Raw genomic sequence first — 25,466 nt, 5'->3', positions numbered from 1 at the left:
GAATAGCCATTGTTCTTGTTATTAGTATATTGTCACTGGTAGGTTGTTCAATCATGGACCAAGCTGACGCTGAAAAAGTGGTGCTGGAAATCAGCAAGCTCGTTGATAAAGGTAATGCTCTCAGCAATCGCTTGTCCGCCTCTGTTGACAATGTAGCGATGGACACGGCGGTCAACACGTTGAATATCAGTTTGCAAAAGGGAAATGTGGATAAAGAGGCGCTGAATAAGGTATTGGAGTTGCTGAAAAAACAAAAGGAAAGCTCCGAAAAGGAGCGCAAAGGTTTGCAGGAGATCAAGGCGCAAATTCCGGCAGTTCAAGCCAAAACAGCCAACTTGTCTGAGAACCGCAAAAAAATGGCTGACCAAACATTGGCTGATTTGCAAACCTTGACAGAGAATGAGCTCAAAATGAAAGACATCGAGATCGAAATGTTTGAGCTGAACCTGAAGTACTATGAGGCGATCGGCCAAGGCAAAGAACCTGCCGAAGACAACTATGAGCAATTGGAAGGCGAAAGCAAGAAATTGCAGACCCAATTGGAAAGCGATCTGAAGAAATTTAATGATTCTTGGAACGCGTTCCACAAAGATGTGCGCGGCACAGATACAAAAAAGCCGATTGGTGAATAATCCGCTAATATCACGCCAACCCTTGACAATAAATGGGTTGGTTTTTTCTATGGGAAAAATGGAATACATTTTCCTTGCAGTATGATATGATGAGTATTCATTCTTACATTTCTTCAAACGGCTCATCCGCTGAATGAGGAAGTCAGGGATGGGTTATCAAGATTTTATTTGGAAATCACGCTAATGAGACATCAGCTCCATCAATCGAATGGGGTGGATGATTTCGGTGATGGAAGCTGAAAGGGGCTTTATTGATATTGAAAACATTTCATGACTTCGGGCTTAGCCCGGATGTGTTAAAAGCGGTCGAGGGGATGGGCTTTGACCAGCCGACTCCGATCCAAGAAAAAACGATTCCTCTCGCATTGGATGGCCAAGATGTATTGGGCCAGGCGCAGACCGGGACGGGGAAGACAGCGGCATTCGGCATCCCGCTCGTGGAAAAGGTTTCCCTCGATTCGGACGGGATTCAAGGTCTGGTCATCACGCCGACCCGAGAGTTGGCGATGCAAGTGGCTGCGGCGTTGCACCGGTTGGGCAAGGTCAAGCGGGTGCGGACATTGGCGGTGTACGGAGGCCAGGAGATTGACAAGCAAATCCGCTCATTGAAGAAACGCCCGCATATTGTCGTGGGCACGCCAGGACGATTGCAGGATCATTTGCGCCGGCGAACCATCCGCTTAAACGATCTTCGGATGGTGGCGATTGATGAAGCCGACGAAATGTTGCAGATGGGCTTTATCGAGGAGATTGAAGCGATTTTGGCACAAGCGCCTGACATCAGGCAAACGTTGTTGTTCTCGGCGACAATGCCGCCGGCGATCAAAACGTTGGCTGAAAAATTTATGACCCAACCAGTTCATGTTAAAGTAAAAGCCAAAGAAGAGACGATTCCTAGCATTGAACAATATTACATTGAATTGCACCCGAAACAGAAGTTTGACGCCCTTTGCCGGTTGATCGAAACGCAAGCACCGGAATTGGCGATGATCTTCGCGCGCACCAAAAAACGGGTGGATGAGGTTGCGGAAGGGCTAAACAAGCGGGGATACCTTGCTGAAGGATTGCACGGTGACCTTTCGCAAGCGCGTCGGACGGCCGTCATGCAACGGTTTAAACAAGGGATGATCTCCATTCTTGTGGCTACGGATGTGGCGGCTCGCGGATTGGATATCAGCGGTGTGACCCATGTTTACAACTTTGACATCCCACAGGAAGCGGAAAACTATGTACACCGGATCGGCCGCACCGGCAGAGCGGGGAAATCGGGTGTGGCAACCACCTTTGTCACCCGCCGTGAAATGGATCATCTGCGGATGATCGAACAGATGATTCGCCGCAAAATGACACGGACGGAAATTCCGACCATCAAAGACGCGTTGCTGGAACAGCAGCGCATCGCTGTCGAGCAGTTAGCAAAAGTGGTCGATGGGCAAACGGATAGCGATTATGCGGCTTGGGCGAACCACTTGCTAGACAAGTACGACCCCGTGACTGTCGTTGCCGCGGCATTGAAACTGTTGACGAAAGAGCCTAACACCACGCCTGTGCAAATCTCGGAGGATGGTGGCGGCTTTTTCCCAAAAAAGAAAGGGATCAGAGGCAAAGGCGGCTCGCGTGGCGGTGTCTGGAGCAAAGGCAAACCCCATCACCAGAACCGCTCTGCCGGCAAAGGTAAGCCGTTTGTAGCCAACAAAAAGAAGGGTAAAAACCATCGTGTTGATGTGTGAAGAAACCGCCGCCCCAAACGGGTGGCGTTTTTTCATTCCCGTCCGTTTGCCATTGACCCGGTCAAACGTCAAGATGTAGCATTAGCAGTGTGATATAAACAAAGAAACGGGGAGCGGACGGATGACGATGGGACAGATTCCGGCATATCCAGAGTGGTCTTGGTCGCAATCACGGCACCATCTGTTGACGGAATGCAAGCGTAAGTATTATTACCACTACTACGGTTCCTATCCGGGTTGGCTGGCGGAGGCCTCCGATGAAGCGAAACGTTTGTATCGGCTGAAACAATTGCGTACATTGAACCTTGTGTTCGGTGAAGTGATGCACCGCCTTGCTCATGTGGCCTTGCAGCGTTGGGAGCGGGAACGCGCTTTGCCGGGGGAGGAGGAATTGCAACATATCGCGCGCATGTTGTTAAACCAAGCCGTGCGGGATTCGCGGGACCCAGTGGAATGGTGGGAAACGCCAACGCGGCGGACCATGTTGCATGAACTTTATTATGGAGGGACGCTCCCGGCGGAACTGGTTGCCGAATTGAAAGAGAGGTTGCCGCTGTGCATCCGCCATCTTTTGCAAAGCACCAGCCTGCGTGAGCGCTGCGGCTCTGCTACCGCGGAAACGGTAGAGGCAGAACATTTGAGCAAGTGGTTTTTGGAAGAGACGAAGGTGTACGTCAAAGTGGATTGGATTTATCGGGTTGGGGAGAAATGGGTGGTCGTCGATTGGAAGACGGGCGAAAAAGAGGATGCCCATGCTACGCAACTCAAGTGGTATGGTTTGTATCTACACCAATGCTACCATGTTCCTTTGTCACAGATAGAATTACGCGCTGAATACTTATTGACGGGGGAGTGCGAACAGTTTGGTGTCACTGAACAAGATATGGATGAGGCCTTAGGGCGGATGCATGCCAGTGTGCGAGAGATGAGAGAGTTACTCGCTGATCCAGAACGGAACGCCCCTTTGCCGGAGGAGTCTTTCCCCGCCACTTCTGACGAGCGGACATGCCTGTGGTGCAATTTTCAAGAGGCTTGTAGTGCGCGCCGATGATGGCGCTTTTTTGTCATGATGGTAAGTGGAGAATGTTTTGCGGCCATGTTTATTCAAAATGATAAGACCGGAAGATGAAATAGCCGAAAGAGGAGAAAAGGTCTCCTTTTTCGGCTATGCTTTATTCTTGCCGCGCTTGTTTGCGCAACACATATTTCAATACTTTGCCCATGCCGTTTTTGGGTAATTGATCGATAAATTGCACTTGGGTAAGTTTGTACTTGGCCAAACGGGAGTGGCAATGCTCGAGGACATCGGTTTCGGTGAGATCCGACTCGGGCGCTTTTACCACATAAGCCCGAGCGAGCTCGCTCCAAACCGGGTCTGGCACCCCGATCACTGCCGCTTCTACCACGCCGTCGAGCTGATTGATCACAGCTTCCACTTCCGCGGGAAACACCTTTTCGCCGCTCGTCGCGATCATGTCCTTATACCGATCAACAATGTACAAAAATCCTTCCTCATCGATCTTGCCCGCGTCTCCGGTGTGAAACCATCCTTTTTTTAGCACGTTGCGGGTTGCTTCAAAGTCGTTCCAATATCCTTTGAACACAAAAGGTCCTTTCACCACGATCTCACCGATTTGCCCTGGCGGCAGCTCTTGGTTTGTTTCGGGATCGATGATTTTGATTTCGCCCACGAGAAGTTTGCCGACCGAACCGATGTGATCCATGTCGCGTGATTGCCAGAAAGTCACACCCCCGGTGCATTCGGTTGCTCCATATCCCACATTGAGCGGATAACCCAAGGAGTCAAATTGTTTGATCAGCGATGCGGGAACGGGAGAGCCGCCGCTGTATATTTCTTTCAATGAGGGGAAGTCCTGGCCGGACTTCAGCAAGCGAGGCAACATCAGGTGAAGCAGGGAAGGTGCTGCGAACAGCGTGTTGATGTTTTCTTTTTCCACCATATCCAAGATATAGGCCGGATGGATGTGGGGGATGAAGACCAGCGTGGAGGCGAATAGCGGTGCTGCCGAAATTGTGCACACCCCGCTGATGTGAAACAAAGGGGCCGAGGCCAATTGCCGGTTGCCATAAGCGGGTTGCGTAGCCAACATGGAGGCCATCGTGGCGTGGTACAGATTGGCGTGGGTGGTACACACCCCTTTCGGTTTGCCAGTTGTGCCGGAAGTAAACGTGATCACACAAGTTTCTTCCATATCTATCTCTATGTAAGGTTCCGTGTCGGGATAAAAGGTGAAGATTTGCCCAAACGAAGGATCGAGTTCATCCCCGATGCTGACTTTGATTTTCTTTTCTATATCGGTGGACAGTGAATCAACGATGTTGGAGAACGCCTCGTCATAGAACAGGAAACGGGGCTTGCTGGATTCCACCATCCAATCGATTTCAGTAGACGTTAACCGATAGTTGATTGGAACGAGGATGGCCCCTACTTTGGCAATCGCGTAAAACAGGGTGCAAAAAGGGTGGTCAGTCGCGCATAACACGGCGATGCGCTCTCCTTTTTCCACTCCTTCCGACAACAGGTAGTGGGCCACTTGATTGACACGGTGGTTATATTCACGGTAGGTGATGCGGGTTTCATTGGAAACCAATGCCTCAAGATTGGGTGAAAAGTCTGCCCTTCTTCTAAGAAACTCCCCCACTGGATACATGCAATCACCCCAGTCTGATAAAAATTCAGATTTCACACAATATATATTAAACTAGCAGGTGACGAGTGGCAATCATCAGCAGGTTTCCGTTTGTGTCGGTTTTTTTCGATAGAGAGCCTTGATTGGAAGCGATTGTTGAGAGGATTGGGCTCAGTTAAAATTGGGAAAAGGATGCGAGATGTGTTCAATTTTTTATAGAAATGAGAGGGAGCGGCGCAAATGAAAAAGAGAAGTTTGCGCATCTGGCTGGGCACAGCGGCTGTTGTAGTCGGAGTGGTGTTGATTGTCGTTTGTTGGCGGGTGCTGACGGCACAGTACTCGGTGGCTGGTTTGCATCCCCAAGTGGCCCAGGCCAAGGAGCAATTGATCGAGAATTGCAGGAAGCGAGGGATTCACATCCAGATCACAGAAGGGTTCCGCTCATTTGCGAAACAAGATCAACTTTATGCCAAAGGCCGGACGGAGCCGGGGCGGGTAGTGACCTACGCTCAAGGGGGCGAGTCCTACCACAATTACGGACTGGCAGTGGATTTTGCGTTATATGATCCCAAACGGAAGCGTCTAAGTTGGGATGTGGAGAAAGACGGCAATGGGAACGGGGTGCCCGATTGGGAAGAAGTCGTGCAAGAAGCCAAAGCGCTGGGCTTTGCATGGGGCGGGGATTGGAAGGGATTTAAGGATTACCCGCATTTGGAAATGACCTTCGGGCAGTCAATCGTCGAATTGATGCTTGCTAAGAGATGGAGAGAGTGGATGGGTTGGTGGTAAGCCCATCCTCCATGTTCACTCACGGCGGCGGAAAATCTTTGCCTCATATCCTGTTTTTTCATTTGCCTCTAGCGGTTTTTGATATAGTCGGGACTTCAACTTTTTGGTAAACTCGTCTTTGTAACGAAAAGATCAGGGGTGAGGGGATGACGGGGCAAGAGGCGTTAGTGAATTTGTTTAAGGAAGTCCAATTGCCGACAGAATGGTTAGACCAACAATTCAAAGAAGGAACGATAACTGAAGTCCTGGTCGACCGGGCTGCACAAGCCTGGAAAATCCGAATCCGCTTGCCAGAACCGATTGATGCGGGGATCTGGCAGGAGTTCCAAGTTCGGATTAAAAAACATTTTCAACCACACATCCAAGTCAACGTGTTGTTTGACTATGATCACATAGATCATGACACCGTATTGAACATGTACAAGGGTTTTATCCAGCGGTGGATTCAGGAGAGAGTTGCCCCGGCCGCTTCCACATGGTTTGGGCAGACAGAGTGGCGGATTCAAGATGGGGTGATCTGCATCGATTTCCCCAACCCGGCCACACTGCAAATGGCGGAGCAACGTGGGTTGGAACGGCACATCGCCCGTTGTTACCAGCGTATCACTGGAGCGGAGTTGCGGGTGCGTTTCGTATGTGAAAAGCCCGAGTTAGAGGTTTCGCCAGCCGCCTATTTTCAGGAGAAGAAGCAACAAGAAGAGCGGCAGCTAGTGGCGCAAGCGCTGGCTGAACAGAAAGAAAGGGCGGAGAAGGCCAAATCGGGAGAAAAGCCTGACGCACCTGGCCCAGCGCTGGAGAAGAAGATCGGTTATGCGATCCAGGATGAACCGGTTTCGATCGCTTCCATTACTGAAGAAGAGCGGAAAGTGACGATCAAAGGGAAAGTGTTCAAAGCGGAAGTCAAGGAATTGAAGAGCGGAAGGAAGCTGTTGACGTTTAACATCACCGACTACACCAATTCCATCGCTTGTAAATTTTTCGCTTCTCCCCGTGAAAAAGAGCAAGAACAGATCATTGCCATGATCAAGGACGGGGACTGGCTGAAGGTGCGCGGTTCGGTTCAGTTTGACACGTTTTCCCGTGAGTTGGTCATGATGGTTAGCGATCTGATGGAGGTTCATGTCCCTGAGCGGATGGATACGGCTGAAGAAAAGCGGGTGGAGTTGCACTTGCACACCTCCATGTCCACCATGGACGGCATCACCGACGTAGGCAAGGTGATTGAGCGTGTGGCGAAGTGGGGACACCGCGCGGTGGCAGTCACCGACCATGGTGGGGCACAAGCGTTTCCTGACGCCTATGACGCCAGCAAAAAACACGGGGTTAAAGTGTTGTACGGATTGGAAGCCAATGTGGTCGACGACGGGGTGCCGATGGTGATGAATGCGGCCGACCGGGTGCTCGCTGACGACACCTATGTGGTGTTTGACGTGGAGACCACCGGGTTGTCGGCGGTGCATGACGTCATTATCGAATTGGCTGCTGTCAAGTTAAAGAATGGGGAGATTATCGACACGTTCTCCGAATTCGCCAATCCCCACAGAAAACTATCGCAACAGATTATCGAGCTGACCCACATCACGGATGATATGCTGACAGACGCCCCAGAGATCGATGATGTGATTGCCCGTTTTCTGTCCTTTATCGAAGATAGTGTCTTAGTCGCTCACAATGCTCGCTTTGACATGGGCTTTTTGCAAGAAGCAGTGAAACGCATCGGTGAAAAGCCGGTAACCAACCCGGTTTTGGACACGCTTGAGTTGGCTCGTTTTCTGTTTCCGACCTTGCGTAACCATCGCTTAAACACATTGGCTGATAAGCTGGGAGTCAAGTTGGAGCAACACCACCGGGCCATCTACGATGCGGAGGCGACGGGGCACATCTTGTGGAAGATGCTTCTCATGGCCAAAGAAAAAGGCATTACCAATCTGGCTGAATTGAATGAGCAACGAAACGATACCGATTATACGCGGATGAGGCCATTTCATGCCATCTTGTTGGTGAAAAACCAGGAAGGCATGAAAAATTTGTACAAACTGATCTCGATGTCGCATTTGAAGTATTTCTACCGGGTGCCACGCATTCCGCGTAGCGAATTGGTGAAACACCGGGAAGGGCTGATCATCGGTTCCGGCTGTGAGCGAGGAGAATTATATGAAGCGGCGCTTAACAAGGCGCCAAGCGAGGTCGAAGAGATCGCCCGCTTTTATGATTACCTTGAAATCCAACCAGTCGAATACAACATGCATCTGGTTGAGAAAGGGTTGGTGGAAAGCCCGGAGCGCCTCCGTGAAGCCAACCGGCTGTTGGTCGAAATTGGGGAGCGGTTGGGCAAGCCCGTTGTCGCCACTTCCAACAGCCATTACTTGGACGAGCATGAAGCCATCTTCCGTGAGATCATCGCGATGAACCAGACCGGTGCTAAGCCGCAATTACCGTTGCCAAAGGCGCATTTGCGGACGACCGATGAGATGTTGGAGGAGTTTTCCTATCTGGGGGCGGAGAAAGCGAAGGAAGTGGTGGTCACCAACACCCAGCTAATCGCTGATCAGATCGACGATGGTATCAAGCCGTTCCCAGATGAAACATTTACCCCTGAGTTGGAAGGGGCAGAAGAAGAATTAACGGAGATTTGTTACCGCACCGCCAAAGAATGGTATGGGGACCCGTTGCCAGAAATCGTCAAAAGCCGGTTGGAGCGGGAGCTGGGTTCGATCATTAAACACGGGTTTAGCGTGTTGTACATGATTTCGCAAAAAATCGTGTACAAATCGCTCCAAGACGGGTTTTTGGTCGGCTCACGGGGATCGGTTGGCTCTTCATTGGTCGCGGCCTTGAGCTTCATTTCAGAAGTGAATCCGTTGCCTCCGCACTATCGTTGCGAGAGTTGCCAGTACAGTGAGTTCATCACCGATGGCTCTTATGAGAGCGGATTTGACTTGCCTGACAAGAAATGTCCGAAATGCGGGACTAACCTGTGGAAAGACGGACACGACATTCCCTTTGAAACCTTCCTGGGTTTTGAAGGGGACAAGGCGCCCGATATCGATCTCAACTTTGACGGCGAGTATCAACTCCGAGCTCACCAATACACCGAGGAATTGTTCGGCAAAGCCTATATTTACCGCGCGGGGACGGTGGGCACCGTCCAAGAAAAGACCGGATATGGGTACGCCAAAAAATATGCGGAGCAAAAAGAGATCACATTGCGGCAAGCGGAGCTGGATCGGCTGGCGCAAGGATGCGTTGGGGTCAAACGTTCGTCGGGTCAACATCCAGGGGGACTGATGGTTGTGCCCCAAAACAAAGAAGTCTTCGACTTTACCCCGATTCAGCATCCAGCCGATGATATGAAGTCGGGCACGATCACGACGCACTTTGATTACAACGCGATTAGCGGGAAAATCTTAAAGTTGGACCTGTTGGGGCATACCGGTCCGACGATCCAGCGTTATCTGCACGAAATGACGGGAATCGACCCGACCAAAGTGCCGCTCGGTGATCCCAAGGTGATTGAACTGTTCCGTAGCACCAAAAGTTTGGGGATCAGTCCTGAAGATATCAATGGCATTGAACACGGTACCCTTGGCATTCCCGAGTTTGGCACTTACTTTGCCCGTGGGATTCTCAAAGATGCCAAACCCAAACGCTTTAGTGAACTGGTGCGCATTTCCGGGCTGTCACACGGAACGGACGTATGGCAAGGAAACGTGCAGGATTTGATCAATGAGGGTGTCTGTACCCTGTCAGAAGCGATCTGTTGCCGCGACGATATCATGTTGTATCTGATCCGCATGGGCCTGCCAGCCAAAGCGGCCTTCAAAATCATGGAGAAGGTGCGTAAAGGGAAAGGCGTGACAGAGGAAGAAGCGGACTTGATGCGGCAACACAATGTACCGGAGTGGTACATCGGTTCCTGCCAGAAGATCAAGTACATGTTTCCGCGGGCTCACGCTGCCGCTTATGTGACTGCGGCGGTGCGGATTGGTTGGTACAAGGTGTATTATCCAGCAGAGTTTTATGCGGCTTTGTTCTCCACCAAAACGAAAGACTTTGACATCGAAGAGGTGCTCAAAGGATATAATCATGTGTCTCGCTTGATCAAAGAGATCAATGAGAAAGGATTCCAAGCGTCAGCCAAGGAGAAGGCTTTCTTGACGGTGTTGGAATTGGTGCAGGAAATGTATGCGCGTGGCGTCAAGATCAAATCGGTGGATCTCTATCGTTCGCCAGCGGAGAAATTTACGGTGATCGATGGAGAGCTTGTGCCGCCCTTCGCTTCAATTTCCGGCGTGGGCGAGAGCGCCGCACAAAATATCGTGGAAGCGCGCAAAGAGGGCGAGTTCCTCTCAAAAGATGACTTGCAAAAGCGGGCGCGCCTGTCCAGTACCGTGATAGAAGTGCTTGATCGCTTGGGGTGTCTGGAAGGTTTGCCGCAAAGCAATCAATTGGCGTTGTTTTAAATGAAAAGATAAAGCCCCCTTCTCTTGAAGAGGGGGCTTTTTTGCGTATATGGTGCCTGAGCATCATCGCTGTTTTGTGCTTTAGACGGCCAACGCGACGAACCCCGCCTTCGGTTGAAAGCGGGATTGGTTGTTAAGAAGGTGGGGATTATCTGTATCTACGCGCCACAAAAAATTGGACCAAAGGGTGTAGAACCAGTACGAAACATAAGGCTGCAAACAAAGTGATGTTGCCGAAATCCCCTTTTCGTATAAACACAATCCGATCGACAATCCAAAAGACAAACAAACCGAGAGCGGAAATATGGTAACTGATGGTGGCGCTGTGATGGGTGATTTGTTTCCCCATCTCATCTTTTGCCATTTTGAAATCGGTTCCCCAAGTGAACAGGTGCAGCGCCAGCACAAATAGCATGACGAGTGTCATGACATCCCCTTGATCAAACGGTTCGCCACGCAAATATTCAACCGTGTTCAATCCGATGACCAACAGACATAACAACCCTACCAATGTGATGAGAATGGGCGAACGTGATAATCGCTTTTTCATCTTATCCCTCCAAGATGTCAACTTTTTTTGAACTGGAATAATTGGTCCACAGTCACACCTAGCACGGCCGCCAATTGGAACGCCAAGGCCAAGCTGGGGTCATACTTGTTGTTTTCAATCGCATTAATGGTTTGGCGTGAGACATTGCATGCTTTGGCCAACTCATCTTGCGACAGGCCATGTATTTTTCGCAAAGCTTTGATTTGATTTTCCATAGGCTTCCTCTGTTTCAATTATGTAAAATATATTTTACATTTCGAGTGTACCGCCTCGTCGACTCGATGTCAAATGTTTTTTACATATGAAAGCAAAAAAGCCCGCCACAAGGGCGGACCTGTAGGAAATGGGGTACTGACGATTAGCACCAGCCTAGATCGCAATGCTCGACATATGAATCAGCGGTGGAAGTAGCTGGCTTGGTTGATAATTGATACAGCTGTCCGTTTTCCAGTTGGTACGTTGGCGAGAGCGCAAGCCTTTCACCTGAAACACGCATTTCGCCGATCACTTGGCTCCCGAGGGAAAATACCAATTTTCCATTGTCCAATTTGATTTTCACTTGGTCAGTCACATTTGTTTTTTTTTGCATGTTTGTCATCCTCCTCATTTTTTGTTTGGTTTCCAATTAGCCGCACATTGCCCGCCTGATTGCAACGCTTGTAGGACACGCAACACTTCTTCCGCATTGCGACCGACATCCCCGTCAGTGGTCATCTGAAAACGAATAAGCCCGTCTGGATCAATAATGAACAAACCGCGTTGCGCGACGCCCTGTTCTTCTTCCAAAACGCCGTAAGCTCTGCTGACTTCATGGGTTGTGTCCGCTCCGAGCGGAAAGGCGATCGCTCCCAAACCGCCGTCACTTTGAGGGGTGTGGAGCCAGGCTCGGTGTGTGTAGACAGAATCGGTGCTCACACCCAATACATCACAGTCCAAGCTTTGCAATTCTTCATGGCGGTCGCTTAAGGCAGTGATTTCCGTGGGGCAGACAAAAGTGAAGTCCATCGGGTAAAAGAACAGAATCAACCAGCGTCCTCGGTAATCCTCAAGAGAATGTTTTTTTATGTTATCGTCATATGACACACTTTCTAGTGTGAATGATGGTGCCGGGAGTCCCACTTGCCGTTGAATCATGGCGATGCCTCCTTGTTTACCGGTGTAATATCAAGATAACAAACAGTGATAATTATTGTCAATATCAAATTAGAATTATTATCGTTAAATAACTATTATTGTTCAGTGATCAGAGAGCTGAAATGTGCGAAAAACGGCGTGTTTCATCAGTGTCATTCCCGCTATATTTTGTCACAAATTTTTGGTGAAACAGTGTCCCAAATTGAAATGAACATGCGAATGAATATAGTGGATGCAGTTTATGATTGACTGGAAAGGGGATTTTCGCTTGAAGAAAAAGTTTTTTACAGGCGTCCTAGCCACAGCTGTAATCGGTTCCTTGCTTGTGCAACCGGCGTTGACTGATGCCGCACCAAGCAAAAAGGTGAACCTGGCTGATGAAATGGTAAATTCTTTGCGTCTCAAAACCATTCATAAACTAGAAACTTATAAACAGGAAAAAACGAGTTCTTTCTCTCAGAAAACCGTGCGCGCCATGACGGCCGTAACGCAAGTCACGGTGGCTAACACCCTGAAGCCGAGCAATTTTCACTCTTACAAAATGCAGGTGACGAAAGGCGGTACCTTAAACGTCACCGAGCCGGCATCGGATGATTACGGATATGTTGTCGTGAACGAAGAGACCGGCAATGAATTCTTCTCTGGAGATACATTGACGGCGGGCACCTACCACTTTGTAGTCTTCAGCATGTCCGATGCGCCGGTTAGCTACAGCTTGAGCGTCAGCGGTGTCACCATGGAGATGGACACCCAGTTGCCAACGCTGAATGTGACCAGCCCAAAAACCATCGATCATCGTTTGCCGAAGAATACCACGGCTTTGACACTGAGCGGAAGCGCTACGAATGCCAGCAACACTTTTTATGCGCTAGACGGTTCGGATGACATCTTGTTCAACAGCACCAGCTTCAACAAGCAAATTACGGTTTCCACCGGTTACCACGGGGTGGATTTGGGGGCAACCACGGCGACAGGCAACATGGTGGTGCAAAGCCATACGGTGACTGCTCCAGGGTTGAAGCGTATTGCCGGTGCTGATCGCTATGCGGTGTCGGCTAACGTGAGCAAGGAGGCATTCCCTTATGGTGCGGATACGATTGTGCTCGCGCGTGGGGATTTGTATACGGATGCCTTGGCAGGTGGGCCGCTGGCGGCGTTGAACTTTGCGCCGATGCTCCTTACCACCACAAATGCCTTGCCTGCACCAATTACTGCGGAGATCAAACGGTTGCAACCGTCCCGCGCCATCATCTTGGGCGGAACTGGGTCGGTGTCCACTGCAGTGGAAAACACATTGAGAAACATGGGTATGACTGTGGAACGGATCGCTGGTGCAGACCGCTTCGTGGTTTCCGCCAACATCGCGTCCCGGATCAAAGCAGATGGTTTTGAAACCGATACAGCTATCATTGCCAGCGGGTTGAACTATCCTGACGCCTTGTCCGCATCCAGCCCGGCCGGCCAAATTCCTTTGCCGATCTTGGAAGTGTCGACCAACTCCATTCCGGCTTCTATCGAGACTTACATCAAAGCCAACGGCATTAAAAACTTCATCATTGTCGGCGGACCGAGTACCGTGTCCGACACAGTGAAAAATAAACTCCAGTCCTTCGGCGGCGTGGTTGATCGCATCAGCGGAGCCAACCGTTTTGAAGTGGGTGTGAACATCGCCAACTACTTCTATGATGAACAATACGGCTTGATGGATCCCAGCAACATCGTCTTTGCCACCGGACTGGATTTCCCAGACGCCATCTCCGGAAGCCCGATGGCGGCTAGCATCTATTCCCCGATGTTGCTCACCTATCGGGACAAATTGGATCCCATGGTGAAATCTTATCTGGAGAAGACGGTGCCAAGCATCACCAAGCGTGATGTGTTCTACTTGATCGGCAACACCACAACGGTGAATGCCACGGTGGAATCGTATCTGAAAAGCTTGATTGACTGATAAGCTTACCTTAGGAAGAAGAAATCGAAAAAAGGCTGTTGACTCTGAACCGGGTCGACAGCCTTACTTTTTGGAGTGAGGAGGTTGTCGGCACTTTATATGATATTGGGGGTGCTCGGGCTTAGCCTAAACCAGCTTGAAGGGCAACAAGTGATGCCAAGGGCGTGCTTTTGTCAAATTAGTAGAAACGTATAATAACAGCAAAGAATATTTATAAAAAACGAAATATATTTGTGGTATAAATGAAAAAGTAAGTGCTTAACTTCTAAGAGGAGGTTCACATCATGAAAAAGCGCTTGCCCGTGCTTTTCGGTATCATTGCGATTGCTATTGGAGCGAGTATTTCAGTCTTTGCCCCCTCATCGAAGGCGGCCACGTACACTGCGACAGTGGACCGTGTGGTGGATGGGGATACGGTTTATTTGAAAGAGACCATCAAGGGCACGAATAAGGTGCGCATGTTGTCCATCGATACCCCGGAAACCAACTATCAAGGCGCGTCCCAAGAACCCTGGGGCACCAACGCCAAGAATTACTTGGCCCAACTCCTTCCCAGCGGAACCAAAGTGACAGTGGAGACGGACGTGGAAGAAACAGATGCTTATGGGCGCTTGTTGGCTCATCTCCACAAAGGTAGCTTAGACGTGAACAAAGAGATGGTGCGTCAAGGACATGCCGTTACTTATTATATTTGGCCCAACCTGTTGCACTTCAGCGAATACCAAAATGCGTATCTCGAAGCGAAGCAGAATGGGCGCGGGATGTGGAGCACCGCCAACCCGATCAAGGAACTGCCGTTTGAATTCCGCGATCGGATCTCTGGGCAACCTCAAGACAAATTCGTGGGTGATTACAGCACGAAGAAGTATGTAGCGCCGGCCGACTATAAGCAAGTGCCCATTGAGAAGCGGGTGTTTTTCTTCAGTGAAGCGGATGCGAAAGCAGCGGGTTACACCAAGTCGAACAACGGAGGGACACCTGCGGGCAACTTAGTTATCAACGAAGTGTTGCCTGCTCCTTCCAGCACATTTACCAACGAGTTTGTGGAGATATACAATCCCACTTCTTCTACAATCGACCTGTCCGGTTATGTGATTGACGATGTGGTTGACGGCGGTGGAGCTCCGTATGTGATCCCGAGTGGCACGTCCATTCCCGCCAAAGGTTATTTTGTATGGGAAACAAATAACTACTTCAACAATAGCGGTGGAGATGATGTTACGTTGAGAGCACCCAATGGGGCAATCATCGATCGGTACCACTATGGTTCCACCGGTTATGATCGCTCATGGTACCGCTCGCCGGATGGTGGGGATTGGGCCGCAACCCAAGACGCAACCCCAACCAAAGGGGCGGCCAATCGCTAAGTGAATAAATGAACACACAAGCGCGTCCCAGATGCATGCTGGGACGCGCTTGTGTATGTTGAGGGGAAATCGGGTTGCGGTCGGGAGCTTTATGCTATCGTGCGCCAAGGTATACGAATGAACCTGCCTCAGGAGTCGTGATGTAACCCCCGGGTGACTTTCTGCAAGCGGTCGAATAAATGTCGTGCTTCCTGCATCAATTGGGACAGTTCTTCAGGAGAGATTTCGTTTTGTTGGACAAGCTGTTCTGGAATCCGGCAGGCGTCTTCTTTGAGTTTCCTCCCCGCATCGGTCAGGTGGATCAATACTTTCCGCTCATCTTCAGTTGAACGTTTTCGTGTGACCAATCCCATGGTCTCCAACTTTTTCATGAGCGGGGTTAAGGTGCCGGAATCGAGGTACAACCGCTGCCCCAGCTCTTTCAGCGTTAATCCGTCTTGTTCCCATAAAACCAGCAACGCCAAATACTGAGTGTATGTGATGCCCAAGGGATCGAGAATGTGGCGGTACAATCGGCTGATCTCGCGAAAACAGGCATAAATGGTGAAACACAGATGATTATCCAAATTCAATACCCTTTCCACCTCGTCATGGTCGATGATAGGATAGCTATTTCGTTTATATAAATCATTCTACATTCTGTCAAATGTTATTTGTGTTTAGCTGATGTGGATGAAAGGAGGGCAACAAAGAAGCCCCCTACATTGAGGGGGCGTGCTAGATATGATCATTCGCTTACGACCGTCGTAGCGCTGTTTGCTTTGTACATTCGCTGCGCAAGAAGGTGTTGAAAGATCAGAAACAACCCGCTCACGGACCAGTACAAAGGCAATACCGCCGGGGCGTTAAAGGAGATTAGCCCGATGAATACAGGAGAGAGATAACTCAGCATGGTCAACGTCTTTTGCTGACGAGGCAATGAGCCGATCTCAGATACCTTGACGTTCAATAAGGAGACCAGTATGGCAATGATCGGCATGACGGTATCGCTTTGTCCCAAGTTGAACCAAAGAAAGGAATGTGTAGCGATGTCAGGTGAGCCGATGATCGCATAGTAAAAACCCATCAGAATAGGCAATTGGACAAGGATGGGCAAACAGCCAAACGCCGCCACGGGATTGAAATCGTGCTTTTTGTACAGTTGCATCATTTCCTGTTGCATCTGTTGTTGCGCTTTGGCATCGTGTGGCTTGTCACCGTACTTTTCCTGAAGTTTTTGCAGTTCAGGTTGTATGAGACGCATCTTTTCGTTCATCGCTAGCTGGTCGCGGCGCTGTTTCAGCATGATTGGCAATAGCGCCAGTCTGATCAAGAGAGTGATCACGATGATGGACAAGTCGTAATTGTCACCAAACAACCCGGCAACCATCTTGATCAAGTCGGAAAAAGGCCCGGCCAAGAGGCCCGCGAACCAACCCGGCTCGTGGGCGTCAGGCGCTTGGCATCCGCCCAACAACAGCAGCGCCGCGGCTAGGAGTAGCATGGCGCCAAAGCGCCTGATGAACGTGAATGCAGATGATTTTTTCATAAGGTGTTCCCCCTCGGTTTTCATATAGCATGGTCATGCTGAAAACGGGGGGAACATGATCCTCATCATCTTCAGGCCCTTCTCGCCTTTTTATGCTACGCGTCAGCCATTGCCGTTTGCGCTTTGTTTCGCGTGGGGGCGTCGGCGCGGTGAAGAGGATTCGCTTCACCATTTGGTCCCGGCCAGCCCGGATCAGTTTGAATGCGCATAAAAGGGTCAAGATGATGCTGATGGATACCAGCATCGGGATCATCTCGTGGAACTCAAACCACATCCGCATTCACCTCCTCATCGGCTTTTATGTTTCTTCTAATTATCTAGCATCGTTCGGCGGATGTCAAAAGAATAGATGCATCATAACTGCCGAGCTTGCTAGGGGCAACAACAAAAGGGGTTGGCCAGATGCCAACCCCTTGTTTAGGATGGATGCCCGTTAGGACAGGATCCCTACAGGTTTTTGCGACAGGGCTTTATCAAATGCTTCGGGAATGGGGGCCGGTTGCGGTTTGCCCTGTTCATCCCGCGTCATCCAAGCAATTTCTTGCTCTCCGTATGCCAGCTTATGTCTTTGGCCGTTTTCGTCTAGCCTGTAGTATTCAAAAAACAGGCTCAATCCGGATTGATATCGTTTGACCAAGGACATGTGCACTTCAATCGTGTCAAACGGCATCGCTTCCCGCAAGTGGTGCACTTTGTTGTTCAGCGGCACCCACTCTCCATGTTCTCCCGTCCCTTGGAATAATTCCGGTGCTAGGGAGTGGAAGAAGCGGTCGCGCACCCGGTTTTGCCACACGGTATAGTTAGAGAAGTACACATTGCCGACAAGATTGGACTCTTCTAAGCAAGTTTCAAAGGTGCCCGTTTGCAACACCCAGCGATTAGCCGGCCCTGACTGAGCGGTGAACACCACTGGTCCCAACAATTCCTTGGACAAAAGCGTTTCTGTGCGGGTGGCTGGGCCGTTATGCCCCATGACCGTCAATTTCTCCCGCAAGAATTGCGCGTAGTAGTCAGGGAACGGAGCGGGGCGAACCACGCCGTGGCCGATGATTTCCACCCACGTCAACCCTTGTCGGCTGGTCGCGATCAGTTCTAATGCTCCATTCGGAGACACTTTGTACCAGTAGTACACCAACTCCATGTATTGGTTGTCCTGGATATGATCGATTTGCAAGTGAACTTCAATCACATCATCGGATGAGGCCTCGCCCACAATTTCTGTTTGGGCGAAATTGGTCACCATGCCCCATTTACCGGAGGCAAACTGCTCCGTGATCCGACTCTGGACAGTAGAGAGGGATAACTCCCTGACTTTGCCCATCCATTCGGCGAAGCGGGTGAGGCTCACTTTCCGGCTCAACGTGGCCGCATCTTTGAATGTGAGCGGGAAGCGATAGACAAAGCCATGTTCGGGATGAAACTCACCGAAGGATGGTGCGGTGTCTTTTTCCTCCCGCTGACAGACGATGACGACGGCCACCATTCGCTTCGCCGGTAGTGACAATTGGACCGGCAAAGTGAGGACAGTCAGCTCGGCGGTGTCTGTGATCGCGCGCAACAATACCGCTTCGTCGGCTCGCTGTCCGATTTCAACATGTCGCACTTTTTCCCCGCTGGCCTTTTCGGCTGCCTCTCGGGCGCTCCAGATGCGGCTGCCAGCCAGTGAGACTGAATCACCGTGCGCTATCAGCGCTTGTAATAGCGGATGGTGATTGCTTGTCAGCAGGCGGTGCCATTCTTCTTCGCCCCGTTTGTCGTCGATCGGCAGAATGTCACAACCTTGCTCCCCTTGACCGACGGTGCAGATGGAGATTTCGTCGTCATGGGAGAACGAAACATGGAAACGGACAGCTGACCCGTTTTGCCCTGTCACATGAGGTTTGCCGTTTTCATCCCAAGTAAGCGGATATGCTTCGTCTCCACCGGCCAAGGCGATTGCTCGTTTATACAACGGCAGGAGCTTCTCATGGCGCATTTCGCGCGGTTGTTGATGAATGCCGGGACAATGGGTGAGCGTGATGACCGGAACATCCACCTCCAGCGTGTCCGCATGAGACTGAATCGCCTTCGCTAACCGCTGTTCATCGATGTAAGCCGGTGAGCAAAGCTCATTTGCCGTCGGCAGTTCTGGGAAGCGCTCCATCAAGTGCACTTGGTAGCCGTTCAGGCGCTGGATGACTCGGTTGTGTTCATCCAATACATCTACCATGTAGGTGTAGGAAGTGTCTGTTTGCTGTTGTAGCTTTGTTACCGCGCGTCGTATTCCTGACCCGGCCAGACTCTGTCCCAGGTGTTGGAAGGAATCGATTTTCACAGGCAAGCACAAGTCTTGCGGCGTGATGATTCGCGCAGATTGCAACAAGGCATCGTGGAAGTAAGGATCACCGAGCACATATTCCCCGTCGCTAGTTTGAGCGGTGAACAAGCAATGACCGGTTTTTTGCTCCGGATCGTGCGCCGCTTCGTATACATCCGCCAACCGATGGAAGGAGGGACCTTGGAACAGGAGCGGCCCGTATAGATCGGTTTTTGGATCGATGGGCAATGCCTGCGCTGGGAAGGTGATGGGTTCCATGATCGCCTCGCGCTCAGCAGGGAACGCAAATGTCGCCGTGAAGTAAGGTTTAGCAAACCCATTCTTTTCCGTACGAATTTCCGTTTTAACCCGCCCGTCTTCCAATACTTCCGCGCGGATTTCTATCAGCGCCCCGGTGCGCGGATCGAGCGTGATCGGCAAGGAGAAGCGAATGTCCTCAATTTGGGCATGGCTGAAATCAACGATGCCAGTGACATAAGAGACGGCTTGAGCCATCGCTTCCAGGCCGAATACGGCAGGGAACAGATAGGTGCCGTTGTACACGTGATCTTTCACATACGGGTCTTGCTCCAACGTTAAGCGAACCCGGGTGATGAGCTCCACTTCGGGATGATCGTAAAGAATGTCCCCGATGTATCGGTAGGAGCGCTCTCTTGGCACGGGACGAGGATGCCAAGTGTCCAACCCGCCCAGCTTGGCTGTGATGATCACTTGTTTGGCGGATGGATCGTGCAAGAACAAATGGACAAACCGACCCACCCCTTCCGCGACAGGAATGGCGTAGGTTCCCTTCTTCTCCAAGAAGTCGATGCTACCGGCCCGCACACCCATACCGACTTCATCCCACACGCTGAAAGCCACGGATAACACTTCGGTTTCTGGATGCTCCATGCCAAATCTGCGCAAGATCAATTGCAACGCTTCGTTGGAGAATCCATAGGAAGTGTTTCCGGCCATACCGGTGACACCCGCTAAGGAGGAGATGCCTACAAATAGCTTGGGCGGTTGATATTGGAGTGCTTTCACCAGGTGCAACGCGCCCAACACTTTGGGGCCGATCTCTTCCATGAATCCAGCCAGAGTGATTTGTTCAGCCCGTCGCGGTTTCATTAAGGCAGCCCCATGGATGACGCCCGTCACTTGCCCCAGCTCTTCGCGCACGCGGTTGATCAGTAGCTCGACTGCGGCTTGATCGGCCATGTCGCACGCATAATACCGGCAAATCAACCCTGATTGCTGGAATCGCGCCAGGGTTCGCCGCACATCCGGATGGTCTGCGCCCGAACGGCCCACCAATGCCATCTTCACGCCGGTTGCCCGGGCTACCGCCAATGCACACTCCGCCGTAATTCCTTTGGCCCCACCGGTTACCAGCACCACATCCTCACCAGTCCAGGTGATAGCGCGGGCAGGGTAGGTATGAGGCTGTTGAACGACAGATTGCGGAACGCGTCTGATTCCGTTTTGATCATAACCGACGGAAACAAACGTTTCAGCTGCCATGATTTCTTCCAAAATCGGTTTCGCCATGGTCACAGGAGATAACGCCGGGCTCAAGTCAATCACTCGAATGGCGGCGTGTGGGCGTTCCATGTGAAGGCTGGCGGCAAAAGAGTTAGCGGTGCAGGTAGCCAACTGAATCGGTTCCGTGCCGCTTCCAAACAGGCCACCGCCGTATTGGATATAGCTGATCGATGTCCGGTAGCTTAGTCCGTTGCCGGGGGTGATCACGCATTGCAACCGTTTGACCATCTCCGTCAATTCTTCTTTGCCATCCGCTTGCGGCAAAATGACCACGGCATGGCTGATTTCTTCCTGCCGCGCTTGCTTTTGCGCGGACAATTCTGCCAAGGTGGACAGCTCTACTGGCACCTGGTGGCTGGACAATTCCGCGGCCAGTGCTTGCGCCCAAGCTTGCTCCGATGGTTCTGCGACAATCAAGAAGCGTGTCGTCTCCGAGAAGGAGAGAGGAGCTGAATTGTGGCGCGGTGCTTCGACATAATTGATAACAAAGTTGCGCACCCAAGCGCGCTCCCCATGCTCTGATTGAACCGGTGCCGGAACAGGGGAAGCAACAGGTTGCTGAACTGGCGCCGGAGTGAGAGCTTGTTCGATCTCTCTCAAGGTAGCGTTAGCGAAATCGCTCGGGTCCACTTTTTCCTCTACGCCCATTTCTTTAGCCACATGGCTCACTAATTCGGCCGATTTGATGGAGTCTAAATTCAAATCATCCAACAAGCGCATATCCATGTGAATGGAATCAGCCGGATATCCGGTCAGTTGGGCAGCCCAGTGCAACAAAGAATGGGCGGCGTCAAGCTTCCCGGTTTCTTGGCCACTCGGCGCGACATGTGGTTCCAGTGCTTGGCACACTTCTGCCAAAGTGGCATTGGCAAAATCGCTGGGATCCACTTTGTCGGCGACCGCAAATTGTTGTGCTAGGGAGGAGACGAGCTCCGCCGACTTGATCGAATCCAAGTTCAAATCATCCAACAAGCGCATGTCCATGTGAATGGAATCAGCCGGATATCCAGTCAGTTGGGCGGCCATTTGCAACACGGTTTGCGAGACGTCCGGTAGCCCGTTTCGGTTTGCGGCTGGGGCGATGTGCGTCTCCAGCGCTTGGCACACTTCCGCTAACGTGGCATTGGCGAAATCGCTAGGATCGATTTTATCAGCGACCGCAAATTGTTGTGCTAGGGAAGAGACGAGCTCCGCCGATTTGATCGAATCCAGGTTCAAATCATCCAACAAACGCATGTCCATGCGAATCGAATCAGCCGGATAACCGGTCAGTTGGGCGGCCAACTGCAACAAAGTTTGGGATACGTCCGGTAGCCCGTTTCGGTTCGCGGCTGGAGCGATGTGCGTTTCCAGCGCTTGGCACACTTCCGCCAAGGTGGCATTGGCGAAATCGCCGGGATCGATTTTGTCAGCGACCGCAAACTGTTGCGCCAGGGAAGAGACGAATTCCGCTGATTTGATTGAATCTAGGTTCAAATCATCCAACAGCCGATGATTGAGAGTGATCGATGCGGACGGATACCCCGTTTGTTTTGCGGCCAATTGGATTGCCGCTTGAGTGACAGATGGGGCGTTTGTCGATGGTGCCGCGGGCTGTGCGGATGATGGCGTCGGCCGAACGATGGACGGCGTCGGCGCATGCCCGGTTTGTTGCCCAGAAGAGGGCGTCAGGCGCATATGTTTGAGATCAGCTTGAATCACATCGTACAAAAAGGCCCCTCGTTCTTCCAGATATCTTTCCCACACCCCTGGAGGCAGGTCGGATGGCTCCGGCAGAGATACGTTAGCCGTTCCGCTGAATGGGGACTCGGGAATGGTTAATGGATTTTCACAAGGATTCACAATAAATGCTTTCTCAGCAACTGGTACAAACGGACGGATCAGGCGATTGGCATACAACCATGCCCATTGCACGTCTCCGCCGTGTGTAAAATACGCCGCCAAAAAGCGATGCAGATCTTGCAGTTTGCCCGGCGCTGATTCGACAGGGAAGCAGGGCAGGTTGATGGAACTCTCAGCCACCAATCCCGTCAGCACCCGTCCAGGACCCACTTCCACCAACAAATCGCATTGGTTTTTTACTGCGGAAAGCAGGGAGACAAAATTCACTTTTTCCACGATCTGCTTGGCGAAATAATCGTTTCCGTCTGCAAGCGTGTCCATCCGCTCGCCGTCAATGCCAGAAATGAATGGAACAGACAACGCCACCGGATCCGCAGGCAACGGAGCTTGTTTACGCAACGAGAGAGACGCTTGTCCGACCAATTTGGAATGGAAAGCATTGGACACGGACAGTGGGATCGCTTGAATCTGGCGTGCTTGCGCCCGAGCCACCACTTCGGCGACAGCTTCTTTTTCACCGGATATCACAGTTTGCGACGGGCTGTTGAGGTTGGCGATTACCACGTAACCCGGCACATCAGCCAACAGCGCCTCCGCTTCTTGCCGACCACAACGCAGGCTGGCCATCGTTCCTGCCTCTTCCGCCGGAGCGGACATCGCTTTGCCCCGGGCTGCTGCTAGGCGGAACAGCGTCGCTTCATCATAAGCTCCCGCAGTGTTTAAGGCTGTCAGCTCGCCTAAGCTGTGTCCGGCAGTGAATTGGGGCTGGATGCCCAACTTCTCCAAAAATGCGCGCCACAGTGTAGATGCCAAGCAAATGGCTGGTTGAGCCACTTCTGTCTGGCTTAGTTCTTTGAACCATGTGTTCAGTTCCTCGCGATCCCGCGCCCGGTCGAGGGGACGGAACATCGTTTTCTGCGCCTTTGGAGCGGCTTCCCATGCCCGCTCGGCGATTTCTCGCGCCCAAGGGAAGCGTTCTACCAGCAGTCGGGCCATGTTCAGTTTTTGCGAACCCTGGCCTGGGAACAAGAATCCGACGCGGTGCCGACTTACTTGATTGCTGATCCAGACCTGCTTATCCATGTCAGTGAACACTTCCCCTTTTGCAGGGAAAGCGTGTTCCAGCTTATCCGACACAAAGGCCAGTTGTTCTGCTAGACGGTCGGGATGGTCGGCGATCAGTGCAGCACGAACCTTGGCATTCGGCTTGACCCGCTCGGCAAGCAGATGGGCCAAATCGGCCAACTCTGCGATACTGATGCCAGCCGCAAGCTGTTGGGCCTCTTTGATTTGAGACAGCAAGTCCTCTTTGTCGTCAGCGGCAAATACAAACAGCTCCGTGTCCTGATTGGAAACGAGCAATGCTCTCTCGTCAAGCTCCGGTTTGAGCTCTGGCTTGGGCAAATCGGCCGACTCCAATGTGACATGGCAATTGATGCCGCCAAAGCCCATCGCTGAAACCCCGGCGCGAAGGCGTTCTTCTGGCGCGCGGATTTCCCCCTGCAGGATAGGATAGATACTCTGCGCAGAGGTTTGGAAAATGTCATTTGGTTCATGGCAAGCGGCCGTCGGTGCGAGTACGCGTTGGTTCACGCACAAAACGGCCTTAATCAGTCCGCCGATGCCGGCAGCCGCTTTGGTGTGGCCGACCAAAGATTTGAAGGAGGTGACACCACAAGAGCGCGCCTGCGGTTCTCCATATGCTTCTCGTGCCTGGTTGATTGCTTGCAATTCAATGCGGTCGCCAAGTACGGTACCGGTGCCGTGTCCTTCCACGAAATCCAGTTCATGCGGAGAATAACCGGCCATCTCGTATGCGCGAAGCAGAGCTAGGGCTTGTCCTTCCGCTTTGGGGGCAGTGATGCCGCCTTTGCCGTCGGAAGAGATGCCCCACCCTTGGATGACCGCGTAAATATAATCGCCATCCCGCTTGGCGTCTTCCAACCGTTTCATCATGATGAAGCCACAGCCTTCACCTGGAATGAAACCGCTGGATCGGCGGTCATACACATTCATATCGTTTTTGGTCAATGCGCCAGCTTTGGCGAAACCTACCACTTCCAATGGGTCTAGGCTGATGTCCACTCCGCCGGCCAATGCCAGATCCAGCTCGCCGTTCGCCAATTTTCCGGCAGCCGTGGCCACAGCCAGCAAGGAAGAGGAGCATGCGCCGTCAACTACATAACCGCCGCCGTGCAGATCGTAATAGTTGCATATTCTTCCGGCGATGGTGTTGGACAATCCGCCAGCCAGTGTATCTTCCGTGACAGGCGGGAAAGCCGACTTATAGATGCTCTCCATCTGTTGTTCCAATTGTTTAATCATCGCGTCGGATAAACCTTGGGACTTGCCGGCAGCCCGAAGGGTCTTGCGGACATACGGCCAGCGGAGCCGCAAGGTGTTGGCGCGGGTGAACTCGCCGGTCAAGGTGTTGCCCACGATGACCCCCGTCTTGTCTTTGGGGATCTTGTCTCGGGTGTACCCTGCGTCGGCCAATGCCTGTGAGGCTACCTCTAATGCCAGCCAATGTACAATATCGGAACCTTCGTAAGTGGTCTTAGGAATGCGTCGCTTAGCCCAATCAAATGAAAAGCCGTCAATCACTGCGGCAAAACGGCCGTATGTTTTGTCAGGGGCGTCAGCTCGTTGATCATAATACTCATCGAGCGGCAACCGTTGTTTAGGCATTTCACGAAATTGCCTGCGTCGGGATAGGATGTTTTCCCAAAGTTCTTTTAAATCGGATGCTCCTGGATAATGACTTCCAATTCCGACAATAGCAATAGAACTCGGCTTCACGATGAATGCTCACCTCTATGTATAGGTATTGAATATTTTAATTATACTATTTTAGAACGTAAGTAAGCCAATTTTTTAATCAGAAATACATATAATTATAAATTCAAATTAATATTTTTTGGATTTGTTTATTGTAATTAATTAATAAATTCTATGAATGGGTGAGATTGGAAATGGGGAGAAAAGCGC

Annotated in this window: 16 protein-coding genes; 7 read left to right on the top strand and 9 right to left on the bottom strand. The window is 51.4% G+C overall.

The features are described from left to right. Positions 1-53 precede the first annotated feature (53 nt). The 3 genes from CLV36_RS09810 to CLV36_RS09800 all read left to right on the top strand — a co-directional run bounded on the left by CLV36_RS09810 (position 54) and on the right by CLV36_RS09800 (position 3,413). Positions 54-632 (top strand): hypothetical protein, encoded by a 579-nt coding sequence (locus tag CLV36_RS09810; RefSeq protein ID WP_102991592.1) that lies wholly within the window; start codon positions 54-56, stop codon positions 630-632. A gap of 257 nt (positions 633-889) precedes the next feature. Beyond that, complete coding sequence (gene cshA, locus CLV36_RS09805; protein WP_106342566.1) at positions 890-2,362, top strand: degradosome RNA helicase CshA; 1,473 nt, start codon at positions 890-892, stop codon at positions 2,360-2,362. A gap of 121 nt (positions 2,363-2,483) precedes the next feature. Further along, positions 2,484-3,413 carry a PD-(D/E)XK nuclease family protein gene (locus tag CLV36_RS09800; protein ID WP_106342565.1) on the top strand — a complete coding sequence of 310 codons (930 nt, stop codon included), beginning with the start codon at positions 2,484-2,486 and terminating at the stop codon, positions 3,411-3,413. A gap of 121 nt (positions 3,414-3,534) precedes the next feature. Here the strand turns inward: CLV36_RS09800 and CLV36_RS09795 are convergent, their stop codons facing one another. After that, positions 3,535-5,034 carry a class I adenylate-forming enzyme family protein gene (locus CLV36_RS09795; RefSeq protein ID WP_106342564.1) on the bottom strand — a complete coding sequence of 500 codons (1,500 nt, stop codon included), beginning with the start codon at positions 5,032-5,034 and terminating at the stop codon, positions 3,535-3,537. Between the two features lie 219 nt (positions 5,035-5,253). On the opposite strand from CLV36_RS09795, the gene CLV36_RS09790 reads away from it, so the two are divergent. Both CLV36_RS09790 and CLV36_RS09785 read left to right on the top strand, forming a co-directional pair. Further along, positions 5,254-5,802, top strand: a complete 549-nt coding sequence (locus CLV36_RS09790; RefSeq protein WP_106342563.1) for a M15 family metallopeptidase — start codon at positions 5,254-5,256, stop codon at positions 5,800-5,802. A 146-nt stretch (positions 5,803-5,948) separates the two neighbouring features. Further along, positions 5,949-10,265: a PolC-type DNA polymerase III gene (locus CLV36_RS09785; protein WP_106342562.1), complete on the top strand. Its 4,317-nt coding sequence runs from the start codon at positions 5,949-5,951 to the stop codon at positions 10,263-10,265. 148 nt (positions 10,266-10,413) lie between these two features. Here the strand turns inward: CLV36_RS09785 and CLV36_RS09780 are convergent, their stop codons facing one another. The 4 genes from CLV36_RS09780 to CLV36_RS09765 all read right to left on the bottom strand — a co-directional run bounded on the left by CLV36_RS09780 (position 10,414) and on the right by CLV36_RS09765 (position 11,949). Beyond that, a complete protein-coding gene (locus CLV36_RS09780; RefSeq protein WP_106342561.1) occupies positions 10,414-10,815 on the bottom strand; it encodes a hypothetical protein in 402 nt (133 codons plus the stop codon). 17 nt (positions 10,816-10,832) lie between these two features. Continuing rightward, positions 10,833-11,030: a helix-turn-helix transcriptional regulator gene (locus CLV36_RS09775; protein ID WP_102991599.1), complete on the bottom strand. Its 198-nt coding sequence runs from the start codon at positions 11,028-11,030 to the stop codon at positions 10,833-10,835. Positions 11,031-11,173: 143 nt separating this feature from the next. Continuing rightward, positions 11,174-11,404 (bottom strand): DUF2553 family protein, encoded by a 231-nt coding sequence (locus CLV36_RS09770; protein ID WP_181352965.1) that lies wholly within the window; start codon positions 11,402-11,404, stop codon positions 11,174-11,176. Positions 11,405-11,418: 14 nt separating this feature from the next. Further along, the gene (locus CLV36_RS09765) at positions 11,419-11,949 is read right to left on the bottom strand and encodes a peroxiredoxin (RefSeq protein WP_106342559.1); all 531 of its coding nucleotides are present in this window, start codon (positions 11,947-11,949) and stop codon (positions 11,419-11,421) included. Positions 11,950-12,217: 268 nt separating this feature from the next. On the opposite strand from CLV36_RS09765, the gene CLV36_RS09760 reads away from it, so the two are divergent. Then, complete coding sequence (locus CLV36_RS09760) at positions 12,218-13,900, top strand: cell wall-binding repeat-containing protein (RefSeq protein WP_181352964.1); 1,683 nt, start codon at positions 12,218-12,220, stop codon at positions 13,898-13,900. Positions 13,901-14,184: 284 nt separating this feature from the next. Next, complete coding sequence (locus tag CLV36_RS09755) at positions 14,185-15,267, top strand: lamin tail domain-containing protein (RefSeq protein ID WP_106342557.1); 1,083 nt, start codon at positions 14,185-14,187, stop codon at positions 15,265-15,267. A gap of 128 nt (positions 15,268-15,395) precedes the next feature. Here CLV36_RS09755 and CLV36_RS09750 read toward each other — a convergent pair whose 3' ends face one another. From CLV36_RS09750 to CLV36_RS09735, 4 genes are all read right to left on the bottom strand, one after another. Then, positions 15,396-15,851, bottom strand: coding sequence for a MarR family winged helix-turn-helix transcriptional regulator (locus tag CLV36_RS09750; RefSeq protein ID WP_102991603.1), 456 nt, complete (start codon positions 15,849-15,851; stop codon positions 15,396-15,398). 143 nt (positions 15,852-15,994) lie between these two features. Beyond that, positions 15,995-16,795 carry a membrane protein insertase YidC gene (gene yidC, locus CLV36_RS09745; RefSeq protein ID WP_106342556.1) on the bottom strand — a complete coding sequence of 267 codons (801 nt, stop codon included), beginning with the start codon at positions 16,793-16,795 and terminating at the stop codon, positions 15,995-15,997. Then, positions 16,698-17,069 (bottom strand): hypothetical protein, encoded by a 372-nt coding sequence (locus tag CLV36_RS16990; RefSeq protein WP_146130622.1) that lies wholly within the window; start codon positions 17,067-17,069, stop codon positions 16,698-16,700. Before CLV36_RS16990 ends, yidC begins: the two co-directional genes overlap by 98 nt. Before the next feature lie 159 nt (positions 17,070-17,228). Beyond that, the gene (locus CLV36_RS09735; protein ID WP_106342554.1) at positions 17,229-25,277 is read right to left on the bottom strand and encodes a type I polyketide synthase; all 8,049 of its coding nucleotides are present in this window, start codon (positions 25,275-25,277) and stop codon (positions 17,229-17,231) included. Positions 25,278-25,466 lie beyond the last annotated feature (189 nt).

The organism is Laceyella sediminis, assembly GCF_003003125.1.
Taxonomy (GTDB): domain Bacteria; phylum Bacillota; class Bacilli; order Thermoactinomycetales; family Thermoactinomycetaceae; genus Laceyella; species Laceyella tengchongensis.
This window is presented reverse-complemented; position numbering and strand designations above follow the sequence as displayed.